The following is a 25929-nucleotide window of genomic DNA, read 5'->3' on the forward strand; positions in this document are numbered from 1 at the left end:
ATCCGCCGCGGGCGCCGGTTGCTCCGGTCATCTCCGCGGCAGGGGGGTTTAAGATTCTGTCGCCGATCAGGTCAGACCAAATCAGGTCACTGGCGCCGGGTTGAACAGGGTCAGCGCGTTGCGCAGGCCCCAATGGTCGGCCCAGGTCTGCTTGCTGCCGCTCGCCACCTCCAGGATCAGGCGGAACAGCTCCCAGCCCACATCCTCAATGCTGGCCTCGCCGGTGGCGATGCGGCCGGCGTCGACGTCGATCAGGTCGTGCCAGCGCGAGGCCAGCTCCGTCCGCGTCGCCACCTTGATGACCGGCGCCATGGCGAGGCCATAGGGCGTGCCGCGGCCGGTGGTGAACACCTCGATGTTGCAGCCCGACGCCAGCTGCAGCGTGCCGCAGATGAAGTCGCTGGCCGGCGTGGCGGCATAGAGCAGCCCCTTGCGTGTCGCCCGCTCGCCCGGCGACAGCACGCCGACGATCGGGCTGGTGCCCGACTTGGCGATGGAGCCCAGCGCCTTTTCCACCACGTTGGCAAGGCCGCCCTTCTTGTTGCCGGGGGTCGGGTTGGCGCTGCGGTCGGCCGACCCGACCTGCAGATAGTCGTCGTACCAGCGCATCTCGCGGATCAGCGCGCGGCCGGTCTCCTCGTCGATGGCGCGCGGGGTCAGCAGGTGGATGGCGTCGCGCACCTCCGTCACTTCGGAGAACATCACCGTCGCCCCGGCCCGCACCAGCAGGTCAGCGGCATAGCCCAGCGCCGGGTTGGCGGTCACCCCGGAAAAGGCGTCGCTGCCGCCGCATTGCAGCCCAACGACGAGGTCGGACGCCGGGCAGGTCTCGCGCCGCCGCTCGTTCAGCTGGGCCAGCCGGCGGTCGGCCATCTCCAGGATGGAGGCGACCATGTCGCCGAAGCCCTGATGGCGTTCGTCCTGCAGCGTGACGATGCTCGGCTCCACCCCGGCCGGCAGCAGCCGCTCCGGCTGAAGCTTCTCGCAGCCCAGCCCGACCACCATCACCGCCCCGCCCAGGTTCGGGTTGCGGGCGAGGTTCTGCAGCGTGCGGATCGGCACCACCGCCCCCGGCGCGTTGATCGCCACGCCGCAGCCATAGGTGTGGTTCAGCGCCACCACGTCATCGACGTTGGGATATTTGGGCAGCAGCTCCTTCTTGATGCGGTCGATGGCGAAATCCATCACCCCGGCCACGCACTGCACGCTGATGCTGATGCCCAGCACATTCTTGGTGCCGACCGTCCCGTCCGGATTGCGGTAGCCCTGGAAGGTGTAGCCGTCCAGCGCCGGCGCATCCGGCGGCACGGCGGTCGCCAGCGGCAGCGTGTCCAGATCCGGCGCGTCCGGCAGACGGACCAGCGATTCCTCGATCCAGGCGCCGCGGCGGATCGGCCGTGCGGCGGTGCCGATCACCTGCCCGTAGCGGACGATCGACGCCCCCTCAATCAGATCGGCCAGCGCCACCTTATGGCCCTGCGGTACGAAGTCGGTCAGGACCAGCCCGCACTCGAACTCCGTCCCCGGCGGCAGCCCGCCGGAGTTCACCACGATGGCGACGTTGTCCTCGGGATGGACCAGGATATAGAGAGGCTTCTGGGTCATGGCTTGCCCTGACTATGTCGGAAAATCCCCCTCTCCCCCCCGGGGAGAGGGTCGGGGTGAGGGGGATGCATCGCATGGATTTGGTGGAAATAGGGGAGTGCGCGATGATTGTAGATCCTCGCCGCGCGTCCCCCTCACCCTAACCCTCCCCGGGGGGGAGAGGGGATCATCCCGGCGCCGCGCACCCTAAGGCCCTCACCGCACCAGACACGGCCGCTTGTTGTCGAACGTCCAGCCGGCGATCAGGTACTGCATCGCCGTGGCGTCGTCCCGCGCGCCCAGCCCGTGCCGCTTGTAGAGGTCATGCGCCTTCGCCAGCTCCTCCATGTCGATCTCGACGCCCAAGCCCGGCGTCTGCGGCACGGCGACCAGACCGCCCTCGATGCGGAACGGCTCCCTGGTCAGGCGCTGGCCGTCCTGCCAGATCCAGTGGGTGTCGATGGCGGTGATCTTGCCCGGCGCGGCGGCGGCGACATGGGTGAACATCGCCAGCGAGATGTCGAAATGGTTGTTGGAGTGCGACCCCCAGGTCAGCCCCCACTCGTGGCACATCTGGGCGACGCGGACGGAGCCCTGCATGGTCCAGAAATGCGGATCGGCCAACGGGATGTCGACCGACTGCAACTGGATGGCATGCCCCATCTGGCGCCAGTCGGTGGCGATCATGTTGGTGGCGGTCGGCAGGCCGGTGGCGCGGCGGAACTCCGCCATCACCTCGCGGCCGGAATAGCCCCGCTCGGCGCCGCAGGGATCCTCGGCATAGGCCAGCACGTCGCCCTTCCCCTTGCACAGCCGGATCGCCTCCTCCAGCGACCACGCACCATTGGGGTCCAGCGTCACGCGGGCCTGCGGGAAGCGCTTGGCCAGCGCCGTCACCGCCTCGATCTCCTCCTCGCCGCGCAGCACGCCGCCCTTCAGCTTGAAGTCGTTGAAGCCGTAGCGGTCATGGGCGGCCTCGGCCAGCCGCACCACCGCGTCGGGGGTCAGCGCCACCTCGTTGCGCAGGCGGAACCAGTCGTCCTTGGCCCCCAACTCCGCCCGATACGGCAAATCGGTCTTGCCGCGGTCGCCGACATAGAACAGGTAGCCCAGCATCTCCACCGCATCGCGCTGCTGCCCCTCGCCCAGCAGGGCCGCCACCGGCACCTCCAGGAACTGGCCCAGCAGGTCGAGCAGCGCCGCTTCCAGCGCGGTCACCGCATGGATGGTGATGCGCAGGTCGAAGGTCTGCAAACCGCGCCCGCCGGAATCGCGGTCGGCGAAGCCACGGCGCACGCTGTTGAGGATGGCGTTCCAGGCGCCGACCGGCTGGCCGACCACCAGGGCGCGGGCATCCTCCAGCGTTTGGCGGATCTTCTCGCCGCCCGGCACCTCGCCGACGCCGGTGTGGCCGGCGCTGTCCTTCAGGATCACCACGTTGCGGGTGAAGTAGGGCGCATGGGCGCCCGACAGGTTCAGCAGCATGCTGTCCTGGCCGGCGACCGGCACGACCAGCATTTCGGTGACTTTGGGCGAGGACATCTGAGTGGCCATGGTGCGGGGTCTCGAAAGCGGGAAATGCGGGAAAGAGCGGATCAGGCGGCCTGCAGCAGCGCCTGGGTATAGCCGAGCGCGAAGGCGAAGAAGCGCTCGCGATCCGGATCGACCTCGGAGAAGGGAACATGGTCGGGGCAGAGGATGCCCCGGTATCCGACCTCGCGATAGGCGCGGATGCAGGCCGCCATATCGACCGATCCTTCGTCCGGCATCGCCTCGCGGAAGTCGAGGTAACCGCCCTTGATGTTGCGGAAATGGACCATGAAGATGCGGTTCTGCGGGCCGAACTCGCGGATCGCCTCCAGCACCGTCTCGGTCGGATTGCGCGACATCTCGGCGATGGTGCCCTGGCAGAAATTGAAGCCGAGCGACTTGCTCTCCGGGGCGAGATTGACGAAGCGCCGCAAGCCCTCCAGCGACCCCAGCACATGATGCACGCCGTTCAGGCCGCCGGGTGGATAAGCCGGGTCGTGCGGATGGCAGGCCAGCTTGACGCCGGCCTTCTCGGCGGTCGGCAGGATCGCCTCCACCAGATACTCGATGGCGCGCCAGCCGTCGGCTTCGCTGACGCCGCCGGCCTCGCTCGCCATTACCTGCCCGCAGGTTTCGGCAGCGCCGCCGGCACGCGCATCCTCGTCGTCCGGCAGCACGGTGCCCCAATAGGAGAAGCGGGCGTCGTTCTCCGCCCGGTACTCGTCGGCCTTGAAGGTCGAGCAGCGCATGCCGCCACGCCCCTCCACCTCGCCGGTGCGGGTGATGCCGACCATGGCGACCGTGTATTTCACCGTGTCGACACCGCCGTCCGCCGCGGCGCGGATGTTGTGGCGCAGCCGCTCCGCCGCCGCCGCCGCCTTCTCCGGCGCCCGCAGGCTGTCGAGCAGGATGGAGCCGACGTCCAGCGCCAGACAGTCCAGCGTCAGGCCATGGCTCTCCACCCACTTGCGCTGGGCGGCGACCTTGCGGCCGTCCCACAGGCCGGCCCCGACATCGTCGTCGGCCATCACCGGCACGTTCGGCCGGCTGTCGATGACGATGCCCCTGGCACCGAGTTGGGCGGACAGGCGCAGGCGCTTGTCGGTGGGGTTGATGAGCTGTTCGCCGATATACATGGGAAAGACCCTCTGCCAAACCGTTCGACGCGAACCGGACCGGGGGCGGCAAGCCTTCGGCCGCCGCCCCGCCGGCCGTTACGTCCTCAGTTCCATCCGCTTGATCTCGCCGACGATGACGAGATAGCTGACCGCCGCGATCAGGGCGTTGGCGCCGACGAAGACCAGCGCGCCGTTGAAGGAGCCGGTGGTCTGGATGATGTAGCCGATGATGATCGGCGTGGTGATCGACGAGATGTTGCCGCACATGTTGAACACGCCGCCGCTGAGGCCGGTGATCTCCTTCGGCGCGCAGTCCGACATAACCGCCCAGCCCAGCGCGCCGATGCCCTTGCCGAAGAAGGCCAGCGCCATCAGCGACACGATGATCCACTGCAGATCGGTGTAGTTGCAGGCGATCATCGCCATCGACATCACCATGCCCAGCACGATCGGCGTCTTGCGGGCCGCGGTTAGGGAATAGCCCCGGCGCAGCATGGCATCCGACATCACGCCGCCCAGGATGCCGCCGGCGAAGCCGCAGATCGCCGGGATGGAGGCGATGAAGCCGGCGTTCAGGATCGACATGCCGCGGGCCTGGACCAGATAGACCGGGAACCAGGTGATGAAGAAATAGGTGATGGCGTTGATGCAGAACTGGCCGAGGAAGATGCCGACCATCATGCGGCTGGCGAAGAGCTGGCGGATGTAATCCCATTTGGCGCCGCTCTGGGCTTTGCTCTGGGCCGCCACCGCCTTCTTGCCGTCATCCATGTTGACCAGACCGCCGCCGGCGGCGATGTAGTCCAGCTCGGCCTGATTGATGCGGGGATGGTCCTTGGGAGCATAGACGGTCTTCATCCACACGGCGGCCATGATGATGCCGAGGCCGCCCATGACGCCGAACACCCAATGCCAGCCGAAGGAATGGGTCAGCCAGCCCATCAGCGGCGCGAAGATCACCGTCGCGAAATACTGGGCGGAGTTGAAGACGGCCGACGCGGTGGCGCGCTCGTTGCCGGGGAACCATGCCGCCACCACGCGGCTGTTGCCGGGGAAGGACGGCGCCTCGGCGAAGCCGACGGCGAAGCGCAGGGCGAACAGCATCATCACCGCGGCCCCGCCGGCCAGGAAGCCGATGGTGCCTTGCATCAGGGTGAAGACCGACCAGGTGAAGATGCTCAGCCCATAGACGATCTTCGACCCGAAGCGGTCGAGCAGCCAGCCGCCCGGCAGCTGGCCCAGCACATAGGCCCAGCCGAAGGCGGAGAAGATGAAGCCCATCTCCGCCGCGCTGATTCCCAGTTCCTTCGAAATCACCGGGCCGGTGATCGAAAGGGTGGCGCGGTCGGCGTAATTGACGACCGTGACCAGGAACAGCATCGCGAGGATGAGGTAACGGACGTTGGTCCGCTTGGCCGTGGCCGCCGCGGCGGAAAAGGCGGACGTGCCGGACGTCCGGTTGGCGGCGGTGTTCTCGGCGGTGCTTTCGATTGTCATGGAATTTCCTCCCTCAAGGCATGAGGGCGGGCAGGCGCGGCAGTCCGTTCCCGGACCCGTGCGACGGATCCGGCATCATTGGCTGCACCTTGTGTCCGGCGTCGGGGACTGTAGCCCGGCGCCTGCCCGACCGGCGATGGCGTGTTGCCGTGGCTTATTGGAGTTACTGGGGACCCAGCGCCTCGATCAGGGCGCGCAGCTCCTCGACCTCGGCCGGCGTGCAGTCGGTCAGCGGCGCGCGCACCGGGCCGGCGGGACGGCCGACGATGGCGGCGCCCGCCTTGACGATGCTGACCGCATAGCCGGCCTTGCGGTTGCGGATCGCCAGATAGGGCAGGAAGAACTGGTCGAGCAGCCGGTCGGTGGTCGCCGTGTCGCCCGACGCGACCGCGCGGTAGAACTCCATCGCCGTGCGCGGGATGAAGTTGAAGACGGCCGACGAATAGACCGGCACGCCGATGGCGCGGTAGGCGGCGGCATAGACCTCGGCGGTCGGCAGGCCGCCCAGATAGCTGAAGCGGTCGCCCATCCGGCGGCGGATGGTCGTCATCATCTCGATGTCGCCCAGCCCATCCTTGAAGCCGATCAGGTTGGGGCAGCGCTCCGCCAGCCGGGCCAGCCGGTCGGCGCCCAGCTTGCAGGTGGCGCGGTTGTAGATGATGACGCCGATGCCGACCGACTTGCAGATCGCCTCGACATGGGCGGCGACGCCCTCCTGGTCGGCCTCGGTCAGATAGTGCGGCAGCACCAGGATGCCGGCGGCGCCGGACTTCTCGGCGGCCTGCGCCATCTCGATCGCGATGCGGGTGGAATAGCCGACGCCGGCGATGATCGGCACCTCCTTGCCGCAGACCTCGACGGCCAGCGACACGATGCTCTTGTGCTCGTCCGGGGTCAGGGAGAACAGCTCCCCGGTGCCGCCGGCGGCGAACAGGGCGGATGCGCCATAGGGCTTCAGCCATTCCAGGCGGCGGGCATAGCCGCCCGGCTCGAAGGTGCCGTCGGCGGTGAAATCGGTCAGCGGGAACGACAGAAGACCTTCGCTGACGACGGCCTTCAGGGCTTGCGGTTCCATCGGGGGCATCCTTGGAAAAACGGTGGTGACTGTCCGCGGAGACGAAGCCGCGGGCCGGTGTTGCGGCGATCCGTTCGACACCGGCGGCGTCCGATGACAGGACGACTACCATCATATCAGTCATCATACAAGTGGTTTGATGAGCGCCAAGGCAATCAGCCTTCCCACCAATCGGCAGGCGACGAAAGCCCTCTCCCGGGGCGGGAGAGGGAGCAACAGGCGACAGCTTTTCTGTTTTGTCTGACCTTGAACGGGCGCTCAGCCCGCCGCGGCGGCCGTCTTGAAGTCGCCGCCGGCACGCAGCCGGTCGCGGCTGCCGTTCAGATGCAGGCGGATGGCGGCACGGGCGCCTTCCGGATCCTGGCGTTCGATGGCGGAATAGATGGTCTGGTGCTCGTCGTTGATCCGGCGCAGATATTGCCGGCGCGAATCGCCCTCCAGATGGCCGTAGCGCACGCGGGCGCGCGGGATCAGCAGCGACCCGAGATAGGAGAACAGGGCCAGGAAATGCTTGTTTCCGGTCGCCGCGGCGATGGCGCTGTGAAAGGCCAGATCGGCGTCGATGGCGTCCTCGCCGGCCTCCACCGCCGCGGTCATGGTGTCCAGCGCCTCACGCATGCGGGCTAACTGGCTGTCGTCGCGGCGGATGGCGGCCAGATAGGCCGCTTCCGATTCCAGGCTGATGCGGACCTCCAGCACGGAAATGGCTTCGTTTACCGCCTCCAGCGTCGATTCCTCGATGCGGAAGGGCAGGATCGCGGCATCGCGCAGGACAAAGGCCCCCAGCCCCTGCCGGGTGGAGACCATGCCGACCGCCTTCAGATTGGCGATGGCCTCGCGCACCACGGTGCGGCTGACGCCGAATTCGTCGATCAGATCCTGTTCGCTCGGCAGCCGGTCGCCGCTCTTGAACTGTCCGCTGGAAATCCGTTCGGCCAGGGCATCCACCAGTTGCTTCGCCAGCGGATCCCGGCGCCTGCGCGCTGTCATCACCATCCTCACCCAACCTAAGGCTCCGGGCCGAACGCCCGTCACCACGCCACCCGGAAAGTTAACACCCACAAAACCTATACGACAATAGACAAGCAAACCAGGGTGGCAGGGCGATCCCGGCTCAAATGGGCGGGTTGGCGGCCGCACACTTGTATGATGAGTTATGACATGATAGATGGCATGCCCAGCAGATGAATGAGGCTGGCGTCGTCCGTTGCCCTCTCCCCATCCCTCCCCCACCTTCGGTGGGAGAGGGGGCAGGAGCTTTGCGGGAGTTTAGCAAAGGACGGCGGCAGTCCCCTCTCCCGCGAAGCGGGGGAGGGTTAGGGAGGGGGCAAAACGCCCTCCACAAAGGAGACCCCACATGACCATCACCGGCGAGATGCTGATCGGCGCGAGAGCCCACCGCGGCAGCCAGGGCGAGTTCCGCGCCGTCGACCCCGCCACCGGGAAAACGCTGGACCCCGTCTTCGGCGGCGGCGGTGCTACGGAAGTCGACCGCGCCTGCGCCCTCGCCTGGGCCGCCTTCGACAGCTTCCGCGAGACCGGCCTGGAGCAGCGCGCCACCTTCCTGGAGGCGGTCGCCCAGAACATCCTCGACATCGGCGACGACCTCATCACCCGTGCCATGGCCGAAAGCGGCCTGCCGCGCACCCGGCTGGAGGGCGAACGCGGCCGCACCGTCGGCCAGCTCCGCCTGTTCGCCCAAGTCGTCCGCGAGGGAAGCTGGATCGAGGCCCGCATCGACCCGGCGCTGCCGGCACGCACGCCGCTGCCGCGCCCCGACATCCGCCAGCGCCACATCGCGCTGGGACCGGTCGCCGTGTTCGGCGCATCCAACTTCCCGCTCGCCTTCTCGGTGGCCGGCGGCGACACCGCCTCGGCCTTTGCCGCCGGCTGTCCGGTGGTGGTGAAGGGCCATGGCGCCCATCCCGGCACCTCGGAACTGGTCGGCCGCGCCATCCAGGCGGCGGTTGCCTCCTGTGGCCTGCCCGAAGGCGTCTTCTCGCTGCTGTTCGGCACCGGCAACGAGATCGGCACGGCGCTGGTCGCCGATCCGCGCATCAAGGCGGTCGGCTTCACCGGCTCGCGCCGCGGCGGGCTGGCGCTGATGGAGGTGGCGGCCAAACGGCCGGAGCCGATCCCCGTCTATGCCGAGATGAGCAGCATCAACCCGGTCTTCCTGATGCCGGCGGCGCTGGCGTCCCGCGCCGAGGGGCTGGGCAAGGCGTTCGTCGCCTCGCTGACCATGGGCGCCGGGCAGTTCTGCACCAACCCCGGCATCCTGCTCGGCGTCGAAGGCCCGGACCTCGACCGCTTCGTGGCGGCGGCGGTGGACGCTCTCGGCGGCAGCGCGGCGTCCACCATGCTGACGCCGGGCATCCACGCCGCCTATGACGCCGGTGTCGCCAAGCTGGCCGGCAGCGGCGCGGTGACGGCGCTGGCGCGCGGTCTGGCCTGCAGCGGCCCCAACCAGGCGCAGGCGGCCTTCTTCACCACCACGGCGGACGCCTTCCTGGCCGACACCGAGTTGCAGGAGGAGGTCTTCGGCGCCGCCTCTCTGCTGATCCGCTGCCCGGACGTGGCGGCGATGAAAGCGGTGGCGGAAAAGCTGGAAGGGCAGCTGACGGCGACCTTGCAGATGGATGCGGAGGACAAGGCTACGGTGGCCGGATTGATCCCGACGCTGGAGCGCAAGGCCGGCCGCCTCCTGGCGAATGGTTGGCCGACGGGGGTGGAGGTGTGCCACGCGATGGTGCATGGCGGCCCGTTCCCGGCGACGTCGGACCCGCGCAGCACCTCGGTCGGCACGCTGGCGATCCGCCGCTTCCTGCGCCCGGTCTGCTACCAGGACATTCCCGCCGACCTGCTGCCGGAGGCCTTGCGCGATGGCAACCCGCTGGGGCTGTGGCGGCGCATCGACGGAACGCTCGGAAAAGACTGACCACCCGGCGGGTCGGGGGCGCGTCACCCCCTGCCCTGCCGTTCCATCGCCGCCCGCAGCAGGGCGGCGACGCGGAACGGCGCGTGCAGGAACTTGCTGTAGGGCAGCGTCGCGAACCAGCCGAGCACGAGCCCCAGATGGACCAGCAGCAGCGGCCCCATCGCCGCCGTTTCACGCATCGCGAGCAGCCCGAGGCCGCTGGCCGCCACCAGGAACAGCAGCGCCAGCAACGCGCCATCGGCACCGCTCAGGCTCCGTGCCACCGGTCCCGGATCGGCGCGCCGCTTCAGCAGCGCCAGCCCAACGGTACCGACCACCATCCCGACTCCCCCAAGGCCGCCGAGCAGGACCGGCAGGCTCAGCAGCGGATAGGGCGCCTGCCAGCCCAGCCCATGGTCGTAGACGGTCGCCACGCCGGTGGCGGCGAAGCAAAGCGCCACCCCATAGAACAGTGCGTGGTGGAACCGCCGCCGCGCCTGGGAGAAGCGCTCGTCCCGGTCGTTGCAGCCGGCCCCGCCGCCGCCGAGATTGCGCAAGCTGGCCGCATCGCGGAGCGCCTCTCGCAGTGCCGGCCACAGCGCCATCCCGGCCGGCGCCGGCCCCATGCCGCGCCAGAAGGACGCCACGCTGCAACCGATGGCGAGCAGCGACCACAGCATCACCGCCCCGGCGACCCCGGCGATGGCCCCCCACGGCACCAGCCGGTAGAAGGCGCCCGGCCCGGCATGCCGTCCGAACAGCACCTCCGCCGGGAGGCTCAGGACCGTCGGCAGCGCCACCAGCACCATCGCGGCCAGCGTGACGGCAGCGACGAAGGACCACCCCGCGCCGGGCAGGCGCCCCCGCAACACCGGCGGCCAGACATGGTCGCGGTAGGTCTGCTGCCGGACCAGACTGAGGCTTTTCGGCAGGTTCAGGTCGAAGGCATGCGGCGGTGCGTACTGGCAGGCATGATAGCAGGACCGGCAATTGTGGCAGAGGTTGGACAGGAAGGTCAGATCCTCCGCCAAGACCAGCCTTCGCGATTTAAGCGCGGAGAACACCGCGCAATAGCCGTCGCAGAACTGGCAGGCGTTGCAAATGTCCAGCGCCCGCCGCGCCTCCGCCGCGATCCGGCCGGCCTCGTCGTCAGCGCAGGGCATGGGCCGCGGCCTCCCCTCCGGCGATGCGGCCGAACACGGCGCCGACCGTCATGGCGCCGCCCGCCAGATAGCCGCAGCCGAGGATGTTGGGCGCCATGACGACCCCGGCGGCATAGACCCCCTTCAAGGCGGCCCCGTCGCGCCGCAGCACCCGCGCGCGCTTGTCGACCCGCACCCCCAGGCAGGTGGAGGTGACGCCCGCCCGCACCGGATAGGCGCCGAAGGGTGGGACCGTGATCGGTTCGGCAAGCCGTGTCTTCGGCGGCTCGACGCCCGCCGTGCCGCCTCCGCCGGTGATCACGGCGTTGAAGCCGGCCACCGTGGCCTCCAAGGCCGGCGGAAAAATCCCCAGCGCCGGCGCCAGTTCGCCGATGCTGTCCGCCCGGATCGCCGGGAAGATGGAGGGCCGGAATCGCGCCTCTATAGCCGCATCGAAGATCGAGAAGGCGACGGCGCCGGGGCAACGGGCCACCAGTTCGCCCCAGGCCGTGTAGCGCGACGGCCCGACGACCGCGCCTTCGTCGGCGAAGCGGCGGCCGTCGCGGTCGACGACGATGCCGTGGGCGATGCCGTCCAGCCGGGTGACGATACCGCCGTCGAAGGGCGGCGCGCGGCCATCCACCGCGACCATATGGCAGCGGTCCGCCGCCCCCACCGGCTCCGCCCCCTCCGCCAGCAGCGCCTTCAGCGGAATGCCGGTCGCATGCGGGGTGCCGCGGATCGAAAATCGGTCGGCGGCCTCGCCCCACTCCCGCCGCAACCAGCCGGGATCGGCCTGGAACCCGCCGGAGGCGACGACGAGCGCCCGCGCCGTCACCGTGACGCCCGGCTCCCTCACGGTGACGGCGGGCGCTCCATCGCGCAGATGCAGCGCCCGCACGTCGCTGTCGTAGCGGATGGCGACACCCAGCCCTTCTGCGGTGGCATAGAGCGCATTGACCAGCGCCTTCCCGCCGCCGAGGAAGAAGGCGGTCTTGCGCGAATAGGGCAGAACGTCGTCAGCACAGCTTTGGAACCGCACGCCGTTGCCGGCCAGCCAATCGACGATGTCGGCGCTGGCGTCGATGAACAGCCGCGCCAGCCCGTCATCCGCATCCCCGGCCACGCGCCGCAGGTCGGCCAGATAATCGTCGGCCGGATAGCGTCCCCGCACCCACGGGGTCGGCGCGTCATGCATGACCCGCATGTTGCGGGAATGGCGGGCGTTCCCGCCGCGCAGCGGCTTGGGTGCCGCCTCCAGCAGCAGGACCGCCGCGCCGGCCCGGCGGGCGGCGATGGCGGCGCAGAGCGCGGCGTTCCCGCCACCCACCACCAGAACGTCGCAGTCGTACGGTACACCGGTCATCGCCATGGCTTTAGACCCGGACGGCCTCCGCTGGGAAGGGCCAAGCCCTGCGACACAGGGCAGCGCCCCGGCTTTTGCACAAAACTCCCCAGCAAAGGATCAAATTCCCATAACCTCTCCGCCAAAGGTTCCCAGGGCAATCGCTTGAAGAAATCGCTTGTAGGATTCCCGTGGTGACGCGGTTGTGATTCATAGGAACCTCCGCATGGAGGGAGGTTTGGATGGAGGGAGAAGAAGCGGTTCGTGGAGTTCTGTGGCATCTGAGCGGTCTGGAGGACCCTCGCCAAGCGTGCAAAGTGGTGTATCCGTTGCGCGAGGTATTGCTGGTGGTGCTGTGCGGCACGTTGAGCGGCTGTGACGATTTCGTCGAGATGGCTGCCTGGGGACGTCAGCATCTCGGCTTTCTGCGCGGCTTCGCACCGTTCACCCGCGGGGTTCCCAGCCATGACACGCTCAACGACGTGATCAACGCGCTCGACGCCGATCTGTTCGAAGAGTGTTTCGCCGCTTGGGTGGATGAGGTGTGTGGCGGCGCCCCGGAGATCGTCGCGCTGGATGGCAAGACCATGCGGCGCTCGGGCAGCCGGCGCACCGGAGCGCGCCCGCTGCATGTGGTCTCGGCTTGGGCCAGTCGGCAGCGTCTGGTTCTGGCGCAGGAAGCGGTGGCCGACAAATCGAACGAGATCACCGCGTTGCCGCGCCTGCTCGAACGGGTGGCTCTGCCTGGCTGTCTGGTGACCATCGACGCCATCGGCTGTCAGCGCGAGTTGGCCGAGCAGATCGTCGGACAAGGTGCAGACTATGTGCTGGCGCTCAAGGCCAACCAGCGTGGCCTGCACGCCAGCGTGCGGCGTGCTTTCGAGGAGCGCCGGCTACACGGCGACTTCGGACTGGTGGTGGCGCAGACCACCGACGGCGACCACGGGCGCATCGAAGTGCGCCGTCATTACGTGCTGCACGATGTGGCATGGCTGAAGGGCCGGCATGATTGGCCGCAGTTGGCGGCGGTGGCGCTGATTGAAGCCAGCGTCGAGTGCAACGGCGCCCTCAGCCAGTCGCGGCGCTATTACCTCAGTTCGCGCCCGCTCGACGCCGCCGCATTCGGTGCCGTGGTGCGCGGGCACTGGGGCATCGAGAACGCTCTGCACTGGGTGCTCGACGTGGTGTTCGGCGACGATCACGCCCGCGTCCGCAGCCGCTTTGGCCCTAGGAATATGGCCCTGGTCAAACGGATGGCCATCAACCTCCTCAAAGCCCCCCAGGATCGAAATTCCCTCAAGGTGCGTCGGAAAATGGCTGCTTGGTCAACCGATTACCTCGGCGCTCTCATTCATGGAAAGACATGAATGTCTTCAAGCGATTCCCGTGCAAAGGTTCCACCCACCCAGGGAGCAAAACCATGGCGCTCGACAGCCGCACCCTTGCCGACGACCGTTTCCCCCGCTGGGCCGAAGAGCCGCCGGTCCCGTCCGAAGGCTCGCTGGTCCCCGGTTCCCAGTTCCACGAGGAGCAATGGATCATGGCCGCCGGCATGCTGGCACGCGGCAGCAGCTTCCTCCAGGTTTCCCGCGCCATGGGCTGCAGCCGCACCACGCTGTGGCGCGCCTATTACGGCTCCAAGGATTTTCGTCACAGGGTGTGGTGGGAGCGGCAGGCGCTGAACCGAGAGGCCGAACTCCGCCTGTCCTCGATCCGTGCCCTGGTGGCCGAGCAGATCGAGCGGCTGGTCTCCATGGGCGATCCGGCGACGGTGCGCTGGCTGGCTGAGCGGCTGGGGCTGTTCGCCGGCCTCGACGCCCCGGCGGCCGAACGCCCGGCCTCCGAACCCCCGGCCCCCCGGCCGGAAGATCCGCCCGCCGTCACCGCCCCCGAACTGGACGACGACCTCCCCGGAGACCTTCGCGAGCGCATCCCTCCCAACCCGGAGATGATCGCCGCCATCCTGGCCCGGCCGCCGCTGGATGGAACATCCGCCGGAAACTGTTCCACGCCGTTCCACCCCCGACCGATCCATTCCCCGGAGCCGGCACGTATCGTTAGTTGACGTACCAAAGTTTCATGCATCCCGTATGGGGTGTAGGCGGCCGCCATCCGCACCCGGACTTGCGCTGTCGGCCGATGGAACGTCGCAATGCAGGAGCCGGCACCCATGACGACCATGGTGTGTGGAGCGGGGGCGTGTGGAGCCGTGGCATATGGAGCAGGGATGGCCGATCCGACGATGCTGCCCGCCGCGGCCGGTGCCACCGCTCCGCTCGCCCTCGCCGCCGCACTGTGTTTCCCGCTGACCCTGGCGCTCCAGAAGGTCATTCCGGGGACATGAGCCTGCCTTTCCGAACGATACCCCGACATCATCAGGAACCCGTTGCCCCGTGCCGAGTTGACGCCCGGGGTCGGACGCCATCGTCCCGCCCCGTCCACAGCGACGCGGAGGTTGTTTCGATGGTTCCCGACTGGCTTCATCTGCTGTCCATCGCCGCCCTGCTTGTCGGCGGGCTGTGCGCACTGGTCGTGCTGGTCGATGTGGTGCGCCATCCCCAGCACATGTGGATCATGAACGTCGTCTGGCCGGTGACCGCCCTGTTCGGGACGGTCCTCACCCTCTGGGGCTACTTCGCTTATGGCCGGCTGGCAACCCACGAGAAGATGCGGCAGGCGAAGGAGCGCGGCGAGGAAATGCCAAGCAAGCGCGAAACGCCCTTCCCGATGATGGTCGCCAAGGGGGCGGCCCATTGCGGCAGCGGCTGCACGCTGGGCGACATCATCGCCGAATGGCTGGTGGTGTTCGCACCTACGGTGGCGGTCTGGTTCGGCTGGCGCAGTCTGTTCGCCGAGAAGATGTTCGCGGTGTGGATCGTCGATTTCATCTTCGCCTTCGTCATCGGCGTCGCCTTCCAGTATTTCACCATCAAGCCGATGCGCAACCTGTCCCCCGGCGAAGGGCTGGTGCAGGCGGTGAAGGCCGATGCGGCCTCGCTGACGGCATGGCAGGTCGGCATGTACGGCTTCATGGCCTTCGCCAGCTTTTACCTGTTCGGCACGGTGCTGAGCGCAAAGCTGGAACCGGCCTCCCCGGAATTCTGGTTCATGATGCAGATCGCCATGCTCTGCGGCTTCGTCACATCCTACCCGGTCAACTGGTGGCTGATCTCCACCGGCGTGAAGGAGAGGATGTAGGCTGGAACCCGCCCCTTTTGCCCTGACCCTCGCCGATTTTTCCGTTGTGCCGCAGGACGTCACCTCCGAACTCAGGAGGCATGCTGATGAGTGGAGCGGCTCTGGCCATCGCGCTGGCCTATTTCGGGTTCCTGTTCGCCATCGCCTCCTGGGGGGACCGCCGGGCGCGCCGCCACGGCACGCAATCCGGGACGCAGCCGGGGGCGGGATCGGGTCCGCTGGTCTATGCGCTGTCGCTGGCCGTCTACTGCACCGGCTGGACCTTCTACGGCAGCGTCGGCATGGCGTCGACCGGCGGTTATGCCTTCCTGCCGATCTTCATTGGCCCGATCCTGATCTTCACGCTGGGATGGCCGCTGCTCCACAAGATCCTGCGGATCGCCAAGGCGCAGAACATCACCTCCATCGCCGATTTCCTTGCCGCCCGCTATGGCAAGAGCCAGTCGGTCGCGGCCATCGTCACGTTGGGCGCCATCGTCGGGACCGTGCCCTACATGGCCTTGCAGTTGAAGGCCGTCTCGGCCAGCTTCGCCGTCCTGCTGCGCTATCCCGAGATCGTCATGCTGGAGCGGCCGGCGGCCTCCCCGATCTGGGCCGACAGCGCCCTGGTCGCCGCCGTGGTGTTCGCCCTGTTCGCCATCCTGTTCGGCACGCGCCACGTCGACGCGACCGAACGCAACGAGGGCATGATGCTGGCCATCGCGGTGGAGGCGGTGATGAAGCTGGCCGCCTTCCTCGCCATCGGCGCCTACGCGACCTGGGGACTGTTCGACGGGCCGGCCGACCTGCTGCGTCTGGCATCGGCCGAGCCGGACCTGCGGCACCAGTTCGCCAGCGGCGTCAACGGCTCCAGCTGGATCACCATGACCGCGCTGGCCGGGTTGTCGGTCCTCTGCCTACCGCGCATGTTCCACGTCGCCGTCATCGAGAACCGCGACGAGAAGCATATCCGGCAGGCGACGTGGCTGTTCCCGGCCTATCTCGCGGCCATGGCCCTGTTCGTCGTTCCCATCGCCGCAGCCGGCCTCCTGCTGTTCCCGGAAGGCTCGGTGGACCGCGACATGACGGTTCTAGCCCTGCCGATGTCCGGCCGGCAGGAAATTCTGACGACCATCGCCTTCGTCGGCGGCCTGTCCGCCGCCACCGGCATGGTGATCGTCTCCTCCGTCGCTATCGCCAACATGGTCAGCAACGATCTGGTGGTGCCCATCCTGCTGCGCCGCCGCGGCGGCCGGATCGACCGGCTGGACATGCGCCGGCTGATCCTGGCCACCCGCCGGGCAACGATCCTGGTGCTGATGCTGCTGTCCTACGTCTATTACCGGATGATCGGGACCGGCTTCCCGCTGGCCTCCATCGGCCTCGTCAGCCTCGCCGCGGTGGCGCAGTTCGCGCCGGCCCTGATCGGCGGCATGATCTGGCGGGGCGCCACCGGCACCGGCGCCGTCTGGGGCGTCGTCGCCGGCTTCATCGTGTGGGGCTACACGCTGCTGCTGCCGGCGATCATCGAGGCCGGCTGGCTGTCGTCCGCCATCCTGACCACCGGTCCGTTCGGAACCGGCCTGCTGGCGCCGCAGCGTCTGCTCGGCTTCCATTTCGACCCTTTCGTCCATGGCGTGACCTGGAGCCTGCTCGCCAACAGCGTGGTCTACATCGCGGTCTCGCTGCGGACGGTGCCACGGCCGATCGAGCGTTTGCAGGCCGGCGCCTTCACCGACACCGACCTCCAGTGGAGCCATGCCGGGTTCGAACCGCGCACCGGCTCCGTCACGGCGGAAGAACTGAGGACGGTCGCTGCCCGCTATCTCGGCCCCGAACGGGCGGAGCATGGCTTCGCCGGCCTGTCGGCGTCCAACAGCACGGGAGAAGCCGACCTGCGCCTGATCCGGCAGACGGAGAAACTGCTGGCGAGCGCCATCGGCGCCGCCTCCGCCCGGCTGGTGATGGCCCTGACGCTGGAACGGCACAGCGTCGGCAAGGGCAACGCGCTGCGGCTGCTGGACGACGCGACGGCGGCCATCCAGTACAACCGCGACGTCCTGCAGACGACCATGGAGAATGTCGCTCAGGGGATCGCCGTCTTCGACAAGGATCTGCGGCTGGTCAGCTGGAACCGCCGCTTCCGCCGGCTGCTGGCCATCCCGGCGGAGATGGAACCGGCCGGGATCGCCCTTCCGGAAATCCTGCGCTTCGGCGCCTTGCATGGGCTCTACGGCCGGGGCGATCCCGTCGCCCTCGTCGCCCGGCAACTTGACGCCTTCCTTGCCAGCATCGCCAACCCGATCGAGCAGCACCGGCCGGACGGCAGCGTCCTGGAGATGCACACCTGCCGGATGCCCGGCGGCGGCTATGTCACCACCTTCTCCGACATGACGGAGCGTGTCCGCGCCGCCGCGGCTCTGGCCGAAGCCAAGGACCGGCTGGAGCAGCGGGTTCGCCAGCGCACCGCCGAACTGGCCCGTGCCAAGGCTGCGGCGGAGGAAGCCAGCCAGGACAAGACGCGCTTCCTCGCCGCGGCGAGCCACGACCTGCTGCAACCGCTGAACGCAGCGCGGCTCTATGCGTCCAGCCTGGGCGACCGGATGCCGAACGACGCGCTGGTCGGCAAGCTGGACGGCGCGCTGGCGTCGGTGGAGGAACTGTTGGGAGAGCTGCTGGACATCTCCCGGCTCGATGCCGGCGCGGTGAAGCCGGAGCGCCAGAGCTTCCCGCTCGGCCGACTTTTCGCCACGCTGGCGGTGGAGTTCGCACCGCTGGCCGAACAGCGAGGGCTGCAACTGCGCATCCTGCCCTGCAGCCTCGCCGTCGACAGCGACTGGCGCCTGCTGCATCGGCTGCTGCAGAACCTGCTGGCGAATGCGATCCGCTACACGCCGCAGGGCCGGGTGCTGCTGGGCGCCCGCCGGGCCGCGGGCCATGTCGTGGTCCAGGTCTGCGACACCGGCATCGGCATCCCCGAGGACAAGCAATCCCTGGTCTTCGGCGAGTTCCGGCGCTTCGCCGAGGCACCGGGGGTGGAACATGGGCTGGGGCTGGGGCTGTCCATCGTCGAGCGTATCGGCCGCGTGCTCGACCATCCGGTAACGCTGCACTCCATCCCCGGCCGCGGGACGGTCTTCGGTGTCCGCATCCCCCTCGGTGTGTCCCAACCGGATGCGCAAGCCGCGCGTCAGCCGGCGGATGCGCAGGCGGTGCCGGCCGAGCGGACGAGCATCCTGTGCATCGACAATGACCCCACCATCCTGGACGGGATGCGGACTATGCTGGGCGGCTGGGGCTGTCAGGTGCGGACCGCCACCGGGCTTACCGCCGCCCTGGCCGAAGCGGAGAGCGGAGCGCCGGATCTCATCCTCGCCGATGTCCATCTGAACGAAGCAGAGGACGGCTTCGCCTGCGTCCAGGCGGTGCGGCAGCGGCTGTGCCAGCCGGTTCCGGCAGCCCTGATCACCGCCGACCGGTCCGCCGGCGTCAAGGAACGGGCGGAGAGCCTCGGCCTGCCGCTGCTGAACAAGCCGATCCGCCCTGCCGCCCTACGCACGCTGATGCGCCGCCTGACCAATGCGCGGCCGGCAGCGGAATAGGCCGGCCTCAGCCGGCCCGCCGCTCTTCCGCCGCGCGGCGGATCAGCTCCTGCGGGGCATCGGCGTCCTCGGCCAGTTGCCGGACCAGGATCACCGCCTGGGTCCGGCTGGTGACGCCCAGCTTCTGCAGGATCGCCGAGACATGCGCCTTCACCGTGCCTTCGGACACGCCCAGCTCATGGGCGATCTGCTTGTTCACCAGCCCGTCGTTCAGCATCATCAGGACCCGGACCTGTTGCGGTGTCAGGCTGGCGATCCGGGCGGCCGCATCCTCTTCCGCCCCGACACCGTTCGGCTCCTGCAGCGCCGGCCGCCACAATTCGCCCGCCAGCAGGGCCTGCAGCGCCTCGCCCAGCATGTCGGACGGGGCGGATTTCGGGATGTAGCCGCAGGCGCCGGCCCCCAGCGCACGGCGGATCACCCGCGGCTCCTCGTTGGCGGAGATCACCGCGATGGGCAGGGCGGGAAAACGGCCGCACAGATAGACCAGACCGGCGAAGCCCTGCATCCCCGGCATGTTCAGGTCGAGAAGAAGCAGATCGGCGTCCGGGCTTTCCTCCAGCGCCGCCGCCGCCGCGTCCAGCGTCCCAGCCTCGACGATTTCGGCCTCGGGCAGCGCACGGGCGATGGCGAGACGCATGGCGTCGCGGAACATGGGGTGATCGTCGGCGACGACGATATGGGTGGGCATGATCGGGTCCTGTTGGCTTCGCTGCTAAACCAAAGTCACATGGAAGTCACGAGGGGGACGACATAGCTTTCTGAACGAGTGAGAAACACTTCGCGCCGCCGGAAACCGCATTGCGCCGATGGGCTAATGCGGACGCCCAGTCCCCGGGCGGTGTCGACCAGAGACGGAAACAGGACCGATGAAGCGGCGCAATCTCCTGACGGCCATGGGCCTCGGGCTGGGCGGAGCCGTGCTCGCCACCCCGGCGATCGCACAAGGGCCGCCGCAGATCCGATGGCCGCTGGCCGCGACCTTCCCGAGGGAACTGGACATCCTGAACGGCGGGGTGGAGGTCCTCGTCCGCCGGGTCGCTCGGCTGACCGGAAACCGGTTCGTCATCGACCGCGACTCCTCCCTGCGGCCGAAGACGGATCAGCCGATGCTCGATTTCGTCGGCAGCGGCGGCGCGCCGATCGGGCTGGGCGTCAGCCATCAGGCGATGGACCGCGAGCCCGCGCTGGTCTTCGACACATCGGTCCCCTTCGGATTGAACGCGCGGCAGCAGAATGCCTGGATGTACCAGGGCGGCGGGTTGGCGCTGATGCGCGAGTTGCTTGCCGACCACGATGTGGTCCCTTTCCCGGTCGGCAATACCGGCTCCCAACTGGGAGGCTGGTTCCGGCGGGAAATCCGCGCCGCACAGGATCTGAACGGACTGAAATTCCGTGTGTCCGGAATGGCCGCCGACGTGCTTCGCCGCCTGGGCGGCCAACCGCAGCGAACCGGCTATGCCGGGCTTCGCACCGCGCTGGAGGACAAGACTCTCGACGCGGCGGCCTGGGCCGGCCCGCATGACGATCTGCGGCTCGGCCTGCACAAGGTTGCGCCTTATTGCTACTACCCCGGCTTTCTCGAGGGGAACGCGCAGCTGTCCTGCTACGTCAACCGGCAGGCCTGGGACCGGCTGCCGCCGGAATACCGGGAGGCGGTGGAGGTCGCCTGCGCCGAAGCGAATCTCTGGGTCACCGCACGCTACGACGCCCTCAACCCCGCCGCCCTGAAGCAGCTGACGGCCGAAGGGGCCATCCTTCGTCCCTTTCCGCTGGAAATATTGCGGGCCGCCCACCGGGCCACCGAGGAGCAGTTGGAGGCGCTGGCTTCGGTCAACGGCCGCTTCCGCAAGGTCTACGCCTCATGGAAGCCGTTCCGCGACGCCCAGCATCTATGGTTCCGCATCGCCGAGAACAGCTTCGACCGTTCCGCCTCCCTTCAGCCGCCGGGGACTTCCCGGAACTAGGCCCGAAACCAGGGAGACCACCCCCCTGCGCCAACCCAAAAGGAGCGCATGATGACCTATGACTTCGACCGGGACCTGATCCGGTCCATGCCAGCGATGGAGCGCTTCGCGCGCAGCCTGACCCGCAACCCCGCCGAGGCCGACGACCTCGTCCAGGACTGCATGGAACGTGCGCTCCGCCACCGCGAGAAGTTCGAGCAGGGCACGAACCTGGAAGCCTGGCTCTGCACCATCCTGAAGAACGTCCACTACAGCAAATGGACCCGCAAGCGCCGCTTCGGCGAGGTCGAGGTGATGGACGGCGAAATCGCCAGCGGACCGTCACAGGACCATCAAGTCCTGCTGCGGGAGGTAGCGACTGCCATCGACGGGCTTTCGGAGGAGCATCAGCGGCTGATCCGCATCGTCGCCGTCGATGGCGACAGTTATCTCGAAGCGGCCGACGAGCTGGGCGTGTCGGTCGGCACCGTCCGGTCCCGCCTGTCCCGCGCCCGCAACCGGCTGCGGGCCGACTGCGAGACACAGCGCCGTCCACCCCTGGCCCGGCATACCGGTCTGCCGATGTCCGGCCGTTCGTCCGAATATTCGGAGATGGCCCGGCGAACCGCCGGTTAGACCGGCTCCGGGCCGAGCCCCATCAGTCGGCGGTCCGATCCGACAGACTGTCCCGCGCGCTGCGGCAGCGGACGCGCAACGCCTCGCGGTCACGGTCGAGGAAGTCGCTCCGCTCGCCCGCGGCCTCGATGAGGGCGATCTGCGCCAGCAGCGGCTGCCGGCGCGGCTCGTCGCTGACATAGGGCGCCAGAGCCTCAAGGGCTTCCGCCACGCGGATCAGAACGGCCGGCATTGTGGCGCCTGCCTGCCGGATCTGGTCGAAGGCCGCCCGCACCAGCCCGTCATGGTCGGTCACGTTACGGACCACACGCAAAGCGCCCGTCTTGTCGCACAGCACCGCCACCTGCAGCGGCCGTTCGAAGATGCGGGACAGCGCCGAGGACAGCATGTCGATGACGGTCAGCGCGGTATAGACGTCGTTGATCCCCGGCGACAGCGCCCGCAATGACATCTCCACCAACTGACGGATGCCATATTCCAGGTCCTGGGTTGGGGTCCGCTCGGTCCCGACGATGAAGGCCTGCCGGATGGAGCGGCGGAACGCCTCGTCACAAGCCTCCGGCGGATGCACGGCAAGGTGACGGCCGCGGACGAGAGCGAAATGCCCGGGTCGGACGTCGAGCCAGAGAACCGCGTCGGCCTCGCATGCCTTGCGCACGAGCATGTCGAAGTCGACCGCCTGGACATAGCCGTCCTCTCCCAGCCCGAACCACACCGCATCCTCCGGCACTGGCGGCGGCGATTTTTCGGTGTCCGCATTCTCCGGCAAAAGCAGATCGATGGACGCGCGCAACTGGCGTGACACGTCGCGCACCGCGTTGTCGTACATGATCGACCGCGCCAGCTTGTGGACGAAGAACAGCAACACGAACAAGCATAAGGCCGAAAGCGCAGTCCCGACGGTGATCGCGAAATGGGGGATCGCGTTGTCGGACGGGGCTCCGATGCTGCGGAAAACCACAAGCAGATAAAGAATCGTCGCCACGAACAGTCCCAGCACCGCCTGCGTCTGGGGATCGCCGATGAAATTGCGCACCAGACGCGGGCCGAGCTGGCCGGCGGCCAGGGTCAGCACCACCACGGTGATGGAGACCACCAGCGACGTCATCGTGATGATGCCCGACAGCAGGGCGCCCATCAGTTGGCGGGCGCTTTCGGGATCGCCACTGTAGACCAGCCACAGCTCGGCCGCCCCGTCGGGCAGCACCGGCCCTCTGGTGACGAGAAGGACCGCCAGCGCCACCGCGGCGATGCTCATCAGCAGCGGCACGAACCACAGGCTCTCGCGCAGAAACATCCAGTAATAACGCAGGCGGCCCTTCACTCCAATCACCCCAGCGGAAGCGGAACGAACAGCGACTGGCCATCCCGCCGCCGTAGAAGGATAACATGGTCCTTCCCGGACTTGCGGGCCTGATCGACGACATTTGCCACGTCACTGGGATCACCCACCGTCTGCTGCCCCGCCCGGGTAATGACGTCACCCGGCTCGAAGCCAGCCTTCGCCGCCGGGCTGTCCGGTGCAACCTCGACCACCGCGGCACCGTTCACGTCGGAATTGAGCGAGAACTCCTTGCGCAGTTCGGGCGTGATCGGCGCCAGCGTCAGGCCGAGCTGGCCGCCGCCGGGCTGCTGCTGTTTCGCCTCGGCCTGCTCCGCCGGCGGTTGCAGTTCCGCGATCCGCGCCTCCAACGTCACCGGCTTGCCGTCGCGCAGGACGACGACGCGGGCGGTATCGCCGGGCTTGGTCTGCGCCACCATCCGGGTCAGCTCATGCGGGCCGACCACCTGCTTGCCGGCGAATTCGGTGATGAGATCGCCACTCTTCAGCCCGGCCTTGGCGCCAGGGGCGTCTTTGGACACATCGGCGACCAGCGCGCCGGACTGGTCCTTGAGGTCGAGCGCCTGGGCGATGTCCGGCGTGACCGGCTGGATGGTAACGCCCAGATAACCGCGGGTCACCCGGCCGTTGCTGCGCAGCTCGTCGATGACCGGGCGGGCGAGCGACGCGGGAATGGCGAAACCGATGCCGATGTTGCCGCCGGACTGGCTGAAGATGGCGGTGTTGACGCCGATCACCTCGCCCTTGACGTTGAACATCGGGCCGCCGGAATTGCCTCGGTTGATGGCGGCGTCGGTCTGCAGGAAATCGTCGTAGGGGCCGGCGCCGATGTCTCGCGCGCGGGCGGAGATGATGCCGGCGGTCACGGTGCCGCCCAGCCCGAACGGGTTGCCGATCGCAACCACCCAGTCGCCGACGCGCATGGCGCTGCTGTCGCCCCAGGAGACACTGGGCAGCGGCTTATCGGACTCCACCTTCAGCAGGGCGAGATCGGTCTTGGTGTCGGTTCCCACGATCTTCGCCGGCAGCTTGCGCTTGTCGGTCAGGGTGACCTCGACCTTGTCCGCATGCTCCACGACATGGTTGTTGGTGACGACATAGCCGCTGGGGTCGATGATGAAGCCGGAGCCGAGCGACATGCCATGCGGACGGGGCGGCACATCCCCGCGCGGAACACCCTGCCCATGGCCGCCGGGGGCGCCCGGCATCTGCCGCCGCAACAATTCCTCCATGAAGTCGCGCAGCGGGCTGTCGGGCAGCATGGAGAAGGGGCCTGCGCCGCCCTGCTGGTCGGACTGCGCCATCTGCGGCCGTTCCGGGGCGGTCGAGGCCGTGATCGTCACCACAGACGGCAGCTTCGCCTCGGCAAGGTCGGCGAAGCTGGCCGGCATTTCTCCGGCCGGTCCCGACTTGCCCTGCGCCAGCACGGGGCCGGCCGGCGCAAGGAGAAGCCCGGCGGCCACGACGAGCCACATCCGGCTGCGCCCCCGTACGGGCGTCGGCCCCCGGTCGATAAGCCGGTGTTGATCGGGAAGAACATGCATCGGAAACCTCATTGCTGCGGACATGCGGAAAGGGCGGGGAGACCGCCTGTCTCCCCGCGGTTCATGGCTACGCGGACAGCGCCTTACTGCTTGGTCGCGCCGCTGCCCGAGCTGGTGCTGCCCGTGCTGGTGTTGCCCGTGCTGCTATTGCCCGAACCGGTATGGCCGGTGGTGGAGGTCCCGGACTGGCCGCCGGTCGTCGCGCTGCCGGAGCTGGTCGACGAACTGCCCGACATCTGCGACGGCGGATTGATGGTCATGAACACCTGATTGCCGTCCTGGGTCTCGGCCTGGACCAGATAGGCGGCGTCGATGATCTTCACATTCTTGAAGCCGGCCTGCTCCAGCTGCTTGCGGAGCTTGTCCTGGGTCATCGCCTGGAACTGCGAATGGGTCTGGGTGGCCGCGGTGCTGCCGTTCTTCTGCGTGCTCTGCTGGCCGGTGGACGACTGCGCGAAGGCCGGCGTGCCGGCGGTCAGGGCGAGGCCGATGACGGGAATGAGCATTGCGATACGCATGGCATGTCCTTTTGTGTTTGCGTTTCCTGCAGGGCGTGCCTGCGCAGGGCCAACTCCCACGGCCGGGTCTGCTCACACCAGCAAGGAGCGCGCATTGGTGTAGGACTGCCTATTTCTGCGGCGGCACCAGAAACCGGAACTCGTGCTGGGGATTTCAGGGAAACGGACCCTGACCAAGATGAACGCCTGCACCGCCTGTTCGTCCGCCCAATCGGCGGGCAGGCGCACCTCCGAACCGTAGCTCGCCCGGTTGCGGGTGGAGGCGTCGGTGGTGTGGCCAGCCCGCGCCAGATCGAGCGTATCGGGAAAGAACGGCAGGTCATCGTAGCGGATCTCCGCCGACAGGCCCGACCCGCGGCAAATCTCCAGCAGATGGCCGAGCAGGCCGTACCCCGTCACGTCGGTGACGGCATGCACCCCGTCCAGCGTGGCCAGTGCCCCGCCGACGACCGGGGCGCCTACGGCGGCGCAGGCGGATTGCCCGCCTTCCAATCGCACGGGAGGTGCGGGGGCGCATCGTCGCTTCTGGTTCCGCCGTCCGGATCGGAAAGGTCATCACGGTGATCGGGATGGGGCAACTGATCTGTCGGTGGAGGTCCCGACGGGGCTTTACGTCGAAAGCGGATAGCCCCCCGATGAAGTGCTGTTCCAATGGCTTGGCCGCATGGTGCCAAGCGCCCGGAGCAGTCGGGCTAGCCCGACCGAAGCCATGGAACCGGATCGCGGATGGGGGACTTGTACGGATGAACGCCAACCCCGATGCCGTTCCCTTGCCCCGTTCCTCGTCCCGGTCGAGCCCACACGATGCCGGGCCGGAAAATAGGGAGACACAGCCATGGACCGACGCCGCTTCTTCAAAGCGGCCGCAGCAGCCGGACTGGTGGCTGCCGCAGGACCGACGCGCATCGCGCAACCTGTCGAAAATCTCTGGGAACTGCCGGCGTGACGGGGGATTG

20 protein-coding genes and 1 pseudogene are annotated in these 25929 nt (G+C 68.2%); 8 read left to right on the forward strand and 13 right to left on the reverse strand.

Translation table 11 applies throughout. The features are described 5' to 3' along the window. Positions 1-81 precede the first annotated feature (81 nt). The 6 genes from garD to M5E06_RS24910 all read right to left on the reverse strand — a co-directional run bounded on the left by garD (position 82) and on the right by M5E06_RS24910 (position 7794). The gene (gene garD / locus M5E06_RS24885) at positions 82-1605 is read right to left on the reverse strand and encodes a galactarate dehydratase (protein ID WP_252140499.1); all 1524 of its coding nucleotides are present in this window, start codon (positions 1603-1605) and stop codon (positions 82-84) included. Positions 1606-1800: 195 nt separating this feature from the next. Continuing rightward, positions 1801-3138 carry a glucarate dehydratase gene (gene gudD, locus M5E06_RS24890; RefSeq protein WP_252140500.1) on the reverse strand — a complete coding sequence of 446 codons (1338 nt, stop codon included), beginning with the start codon at positions 3136-3138 and terminating at the stop codon, positions 1801-1803. 41 nt (positions 3139-3179) lie between these two features. Then, positions 3180-4250 carry a mannonate dehydratase gene (locus M5E06_RS24895; RefSeq protein WP_252140501.1) on the reverse strand — a complete coding sequence of 357 codons (1071 nt, stop codon included), beginning with the start codon at positions 4248-4250 and terminating at the stop codon, positions 3180-3182. Positions 4251-4328: 78 nt separating this feature from the next. Continuing rightward, a complete protein-coding gene (locus M5E06_RS24900; protein ID WP_252140502.1) occupies positions 4329-5729 on the reverse strand; it encodes an MFS transporter in 1401 nt (466 codons plus the stop codon). A 163-nt stretch (positions 5730-5892) separates the two neighbouring features. Then, complete coding sequence (gene kdgD, locus M5E06_RS24905) at positions 5893-6804, reverse strand: 5-dehydro-4-deoxyglucarate dehydratase (protein WP_252140503.1); 912 nt, start codon at positions 6802-6804, stop codon at positions 5893-5895. 258 nt (positions 6805-7062) lie between these two features. Further along, a complete protein-coding gene (locus tag M5E06_RS24910; protein WP_252140504.1) occupies positions 7063-7794 on the reverse strand; it encodes a FadR/GntR family transcriptional regulator in 732 nt (243 codons plus the stop codon). Positions 7795-8161: 367 nt separating this feature from the next. Here M5E06_RS24910 and M5E06_RS24915 point away from each other — a divergent pair, with 367 nt between their 5' ends. Then, positions 8162-9742 carry an aldehyde dehydrogenase (NADP(+)) gene (locus M5E06_RS24915; RefSeq protein WP_252140505.1) on the forward strand — a complete coding sequence of 527 codons (1581 nt, stop codon included), beginning with the start codon at positions 8162-8164 and terminating at the stop codon, positions 9740-9742. Between the two features lie 23 nt (positions 9743-9765). Here the strand turns inward: M5E06_RS24915 and tcuB are convergent, their stop codons facing one another. After that, positions 9766-10884 (reverse strand): tricarballylate utilization 4Fe-4S protein TcuB, encoded by a 1119-nt coding sequence (gene tcuB, locus M5E06_RS24920; RefSeq protein WP_252140506.1) that lies wholly within the window; start codon positions 10882-10884, stop codon positions 9766-9768. Continuing rightward, on the reverse strand, positions 10871-12292 hold the full coding sequence (gene tcuA, locus M5E06_RS24925) for an FAD-dependent tricarballylate dehydrogenase TcuA (RefSeq protein ID WP_286208992.1): 1422 nt from the start codon (positions 12290-12292) through the stop codon (positions 10871-10873). The genes tcuB and tcuA overlap by 14 nt, the downstream gene beginning before the upstream one ends. 158 nt (positions 12293-12450) lie before the next feature. On the opposite strand from tcuA, the gene M5E06_RS24930 reads away from it, so the two are divergent. The 4 genes from M5E06_RS24930 to M5E06_RS24945 all read left to right on the forward strand — a co-directional run bounded on the left by M5E06_RS24930 (position 12451) and on the right by M5E06_RS24945 (position 18987). Further along, on the forward strand, positions 12451-13575 hold the full coding sequence (locus M5E06_RS24930) for an ISAs1 family transposase (protein ID WP_252138221.1): 1125 nt from the start codon (positions 12451-12453) through the stop codon (positions 13573-13575). Positions 13576-13628: 53 nt separating this feature from the next. Then, the gene (locus M5E06_RS24935) at positions 13629-14273 is read left to right on the forward strand and encodes a hypothetical protein (RefSeq protein WP_252140507.1); all 645 of its coding nucleotides are present in this window, start codon (positions 13629-13631) and stop codon (positions 14271-14273) included. A gap of 398 nt (positions 14274-14671) precedes the next feature. Further along, a complete protein-coding gene (locus M5E06_RS24940) occupies positions 14672-15406 on the forward strand; it encodes a DUF4396 domain-containing protein (protein ID WP_252140508.1) in 735 nt (244 codons plus the stop codon). An 86-nt stretch (positions 15407-15492) separates the two neighbouring features. Continuing rightward, positions 15493-18987 (forward strand): PAS domain-containing hybrid sensor histidine kinase/response regulator, encoded by a 3495-nt coding sequence (locus M5E06_RS24945; RefSeq protein WP_252140509.1) that lies wholly within the window; start codon positions 15493-15495, stop codon positions 18985-18987. A 7-nt stretch (positions 18988-18994) separates the two neighbouring features. Here M5E06_RS24945 and M5E06_RS24950 read toward each other — a convergent pair whose 3' ends face one another. Continuing rightward, the gene (locus M5E06_RS24950) at positions 18995-19678 is read right to left on the reverse strand and encodes a LuxR C-terminal-related transcriptional regulator (protein WP_252140510.1); all 684 of its coding nucleotides are present in this window, start codon (positions 19676-19678) and stop codon (positions 18995-18997) included. A 178-nt stretch (positions 19679-19856) separates the two neighbouring features. On the opposite strand from M5E06_RS24950, the gene M5E06_RS24955 reads away from it, so the two are divergent. Both M5E06_RS24955 and M5E06_RS24960 read left to right on the forward strand, forming a co-directional pair. Beyond that, on the forward strand, positions 19857-20954 hold the full coding sequence (locus tag M5E06_RS24955; RefSeq protein ID WP_252140511.1) for a TRAP transporter substrate-binding protein: 1098 nt from the start codon (positions 19857-19859) through the stop codon (positions 20952-20954). 48 nt (positions 20955-21002) lie between these two features. Beyond that, the gene (locus tag M5E06_RS24960; RefSeq protein ID WP_252140512.1) at positions 21003-21569 is read left to right on the forward strand and encodes a sigma-70 family RNA polymerase sigma factor; all 567 of its coding nucleotides are present in this window, start codon (positions 21003-21005) and stop codon (positions 21567-21569) included. A gap of 22 nt (positions 21570-21591) precedes the next feature. Here the strand turns inward: M5E06_RS24960 and M5E06_RS24965 are convergent, their stop codons facing one another. The 4 genes and pseudogenes from M5E06_RS24965 to M5E06_RS35910 all read right to left on the reverse strand — a co-directional run. After that, positions 21592-22893: a DUF2254 domain-containing protein gene (locus tag M5E06_RS24965; RefSeq protein ID WP_252140513.1), complete on the reverse strand. Its 1302-nt coding sequence runs from the start codon at positions 22891-22893 to the stop codon at positions 21592-21594. Positions 22894-22898: 5 nt separating this feature from the next. After that, complete coding sequence (locus M5E06_RS24970) at positions 22899-24386, reverse strand: DegQ family serine endoprotease (RefSeq protein ID WP_252140514.1); 1488 nt, start codon at positions 24384-24386, stop codon at positions 22899-22901. A gap of 152 nt (positions 24387-24538) precedes the next feature. Then, the gene (locus M5E06_RS24975; RefSeq protein ID WP_252140515.1) at positions 24539-24973 is read right to left on the reverse strand and encodes a PepSY domain-containing protein; all 435 of its coding nucleotides are present in this window, start codon (positions 24971-24973) and stop codon (positions 24539-24541) included. 329 nt (positions 24974-25302) lie between these two features. After that, positions 25303-25399 (reverse strand): annotated as a pseudogene (locus tag M5E06_RS35910) (AIR synthase-related protein); the annotation flags it as partial. A 409-nt stretch (positions 25400-25808) separates the two neighbouring features. On the opposite strand from M5E06_RS35910, the gene M5E06_RS24985 reads away from it, so the two are divergent. Then, positions 25809-25919 (forward strand): twin-arginine translocation signal domain-containing protein, encoded by a 111-nt coding sequence (locus M5E06_RS24985; protein WP_109155893.1) that lies wholly within the window; start codon positions 25809-25811, stop codon positions 25917-25919. The last annotated feature ends 10 nt before the right edge of the window (positions 25920-25929 follow it).

Source organism: Azospirillum sp. A1-3, from assembly GCF_023806445.1.
Taxonomy (GTDB): Bacteria; Pseudomonadota; Alphaproteobacteria; order Azospirillales; family Azospirillaceae; genus Azospirillum.

Excerpts from the sequence above, each read along its gene's own strand:
- M5E06_RS24955 (WP_252140511.1), top strand. The coding sequence starts at position 19,857 with ATGAAGCGGCGCAATCTCCTGACGGCCATGGGCCTCGGGCTGGGCGGA.
- tcuB (WP_252140506.1), bottom strand. The coding sequence starts at position 10,884 with ATGCCCTGCGCTGACGACGAGGCCGGCCGGATCGCGGCGGAGGCGCGG.
- M5E06_RS24900 (WP_252140502.1), bottom strand. The coding sequence starts at position 5,729 with ATGACAATCGAAAGCACCGCCGAGAACACCGCCGCCAACCGGACGTCC.
- M5E06_RS24970 (WP_252140514.1), bottom strand. The coding sequence starts at position 24,386 with ATGTGGCTCGTCGTGGCCGCCGGGCTTCTCCTTGCGCCGGCCGGCCCC.
- M5E06_RS24910 (WP_252140504.1), bottom strand. The coding sequence starts at position 7,794 with ATGACAGCGCGCAGGCGCCGGGATCCGCTGGCGAAGCAACTGGTGGAT.
- M5E06_RS24915 (WP_252140505.1), top strand. The coding sequence starts at position 8,162 with ATGACCATCACCGGCGAGATGCTGATCGGCGCGAGAGCCCACCGCGGC.
- M5E06_RS24985 (WP_109155893.1), top strand. The coding sequence starts at position 25,809 with ATGGACCGACGCCGCTTCTTCAAAGCGGCCGCAGCAGCCGGACTGGTG.
- M5E06_RS24960 (WP_252140512.1), top strand. The coding sequence starts at position 21,003 with ATGATGACCTATGACTTCGACCGGGACCTGATCCGGTCCATGCCAGCG.
- gudD (WP_252140500.1), bottom strand. The coding sequence starts at position 3,138 with ATGGCCACTCAGATGTCCTCGCCCAAAGTCACCGAAATGCTGGTCGTG.
- M5E06_RS24930 (WP_252138221.1), top strand. The coding sequence starts at position 12,451 with ATGGAGGGAGAAGAAGCGGTTCGTGGAGTTCTGTGGCATCTGAGCGGT.
- M5E06_RS24945 (WP_252140509.1), top strand. The coding sequence starts at position 15,493 with ATGAGTGGAGCGGCTCTGGCCATCGCGCTGGCCTATTTCGGGTTCCTG.
- M5E06_RS24895 (WP_252140501.1), bottom strand. The coding sequence starts at position 4,250 with ATGTATATCGGCGAACAGCTCATCAACCCCACCGACAAGCGCCTGCGC.
- M5E06_RS24935 (WP_252140507.1), top strand. The coding sequence starts at position 13,629 with ATGGCGCTCGACAGCCGCACCCTTGCCGACGACCGTTTCCCCCGCTGG.
- kdgD (WP_252140503.1), bottom strand. The coding sequence starts at position 6,804 with ATGGAACCGCAAGCCCTGAAGGCCGTCGTCAGCGAAGGTCTTCTGTCG.
- M5E06_RS24940 (WP_252140508.1), top strand. The coding sequence starts at position 14,672 with ATGGTTCCCGACTGGCTTCATCTGCTGTCCATCGCCGCCCTGCTTGTC.
- M5E06_RS24950 (WP_252140510.1), bottom strand. The coding sequence starts at position 19,678 with ATGCCCACCCATATCGTCGTCGCCGACGATCACCCCATGTTCCGCGAC.
- M5E06_RS24975 (WP_252140515.1), bottom strand. The coding sequence starts at position 24,973 with ATGCGTATCGCAATGCTCATTCCCGTCATCGGCCTCGCCCTGACCGCC.
- garD (WP_252140499.1), bottom strand. The coding sequence starts at position 1,605 with ATGACCCAGAAGCCTCTCTATATCCTGGTCCATCCCGAGGACAACGTC.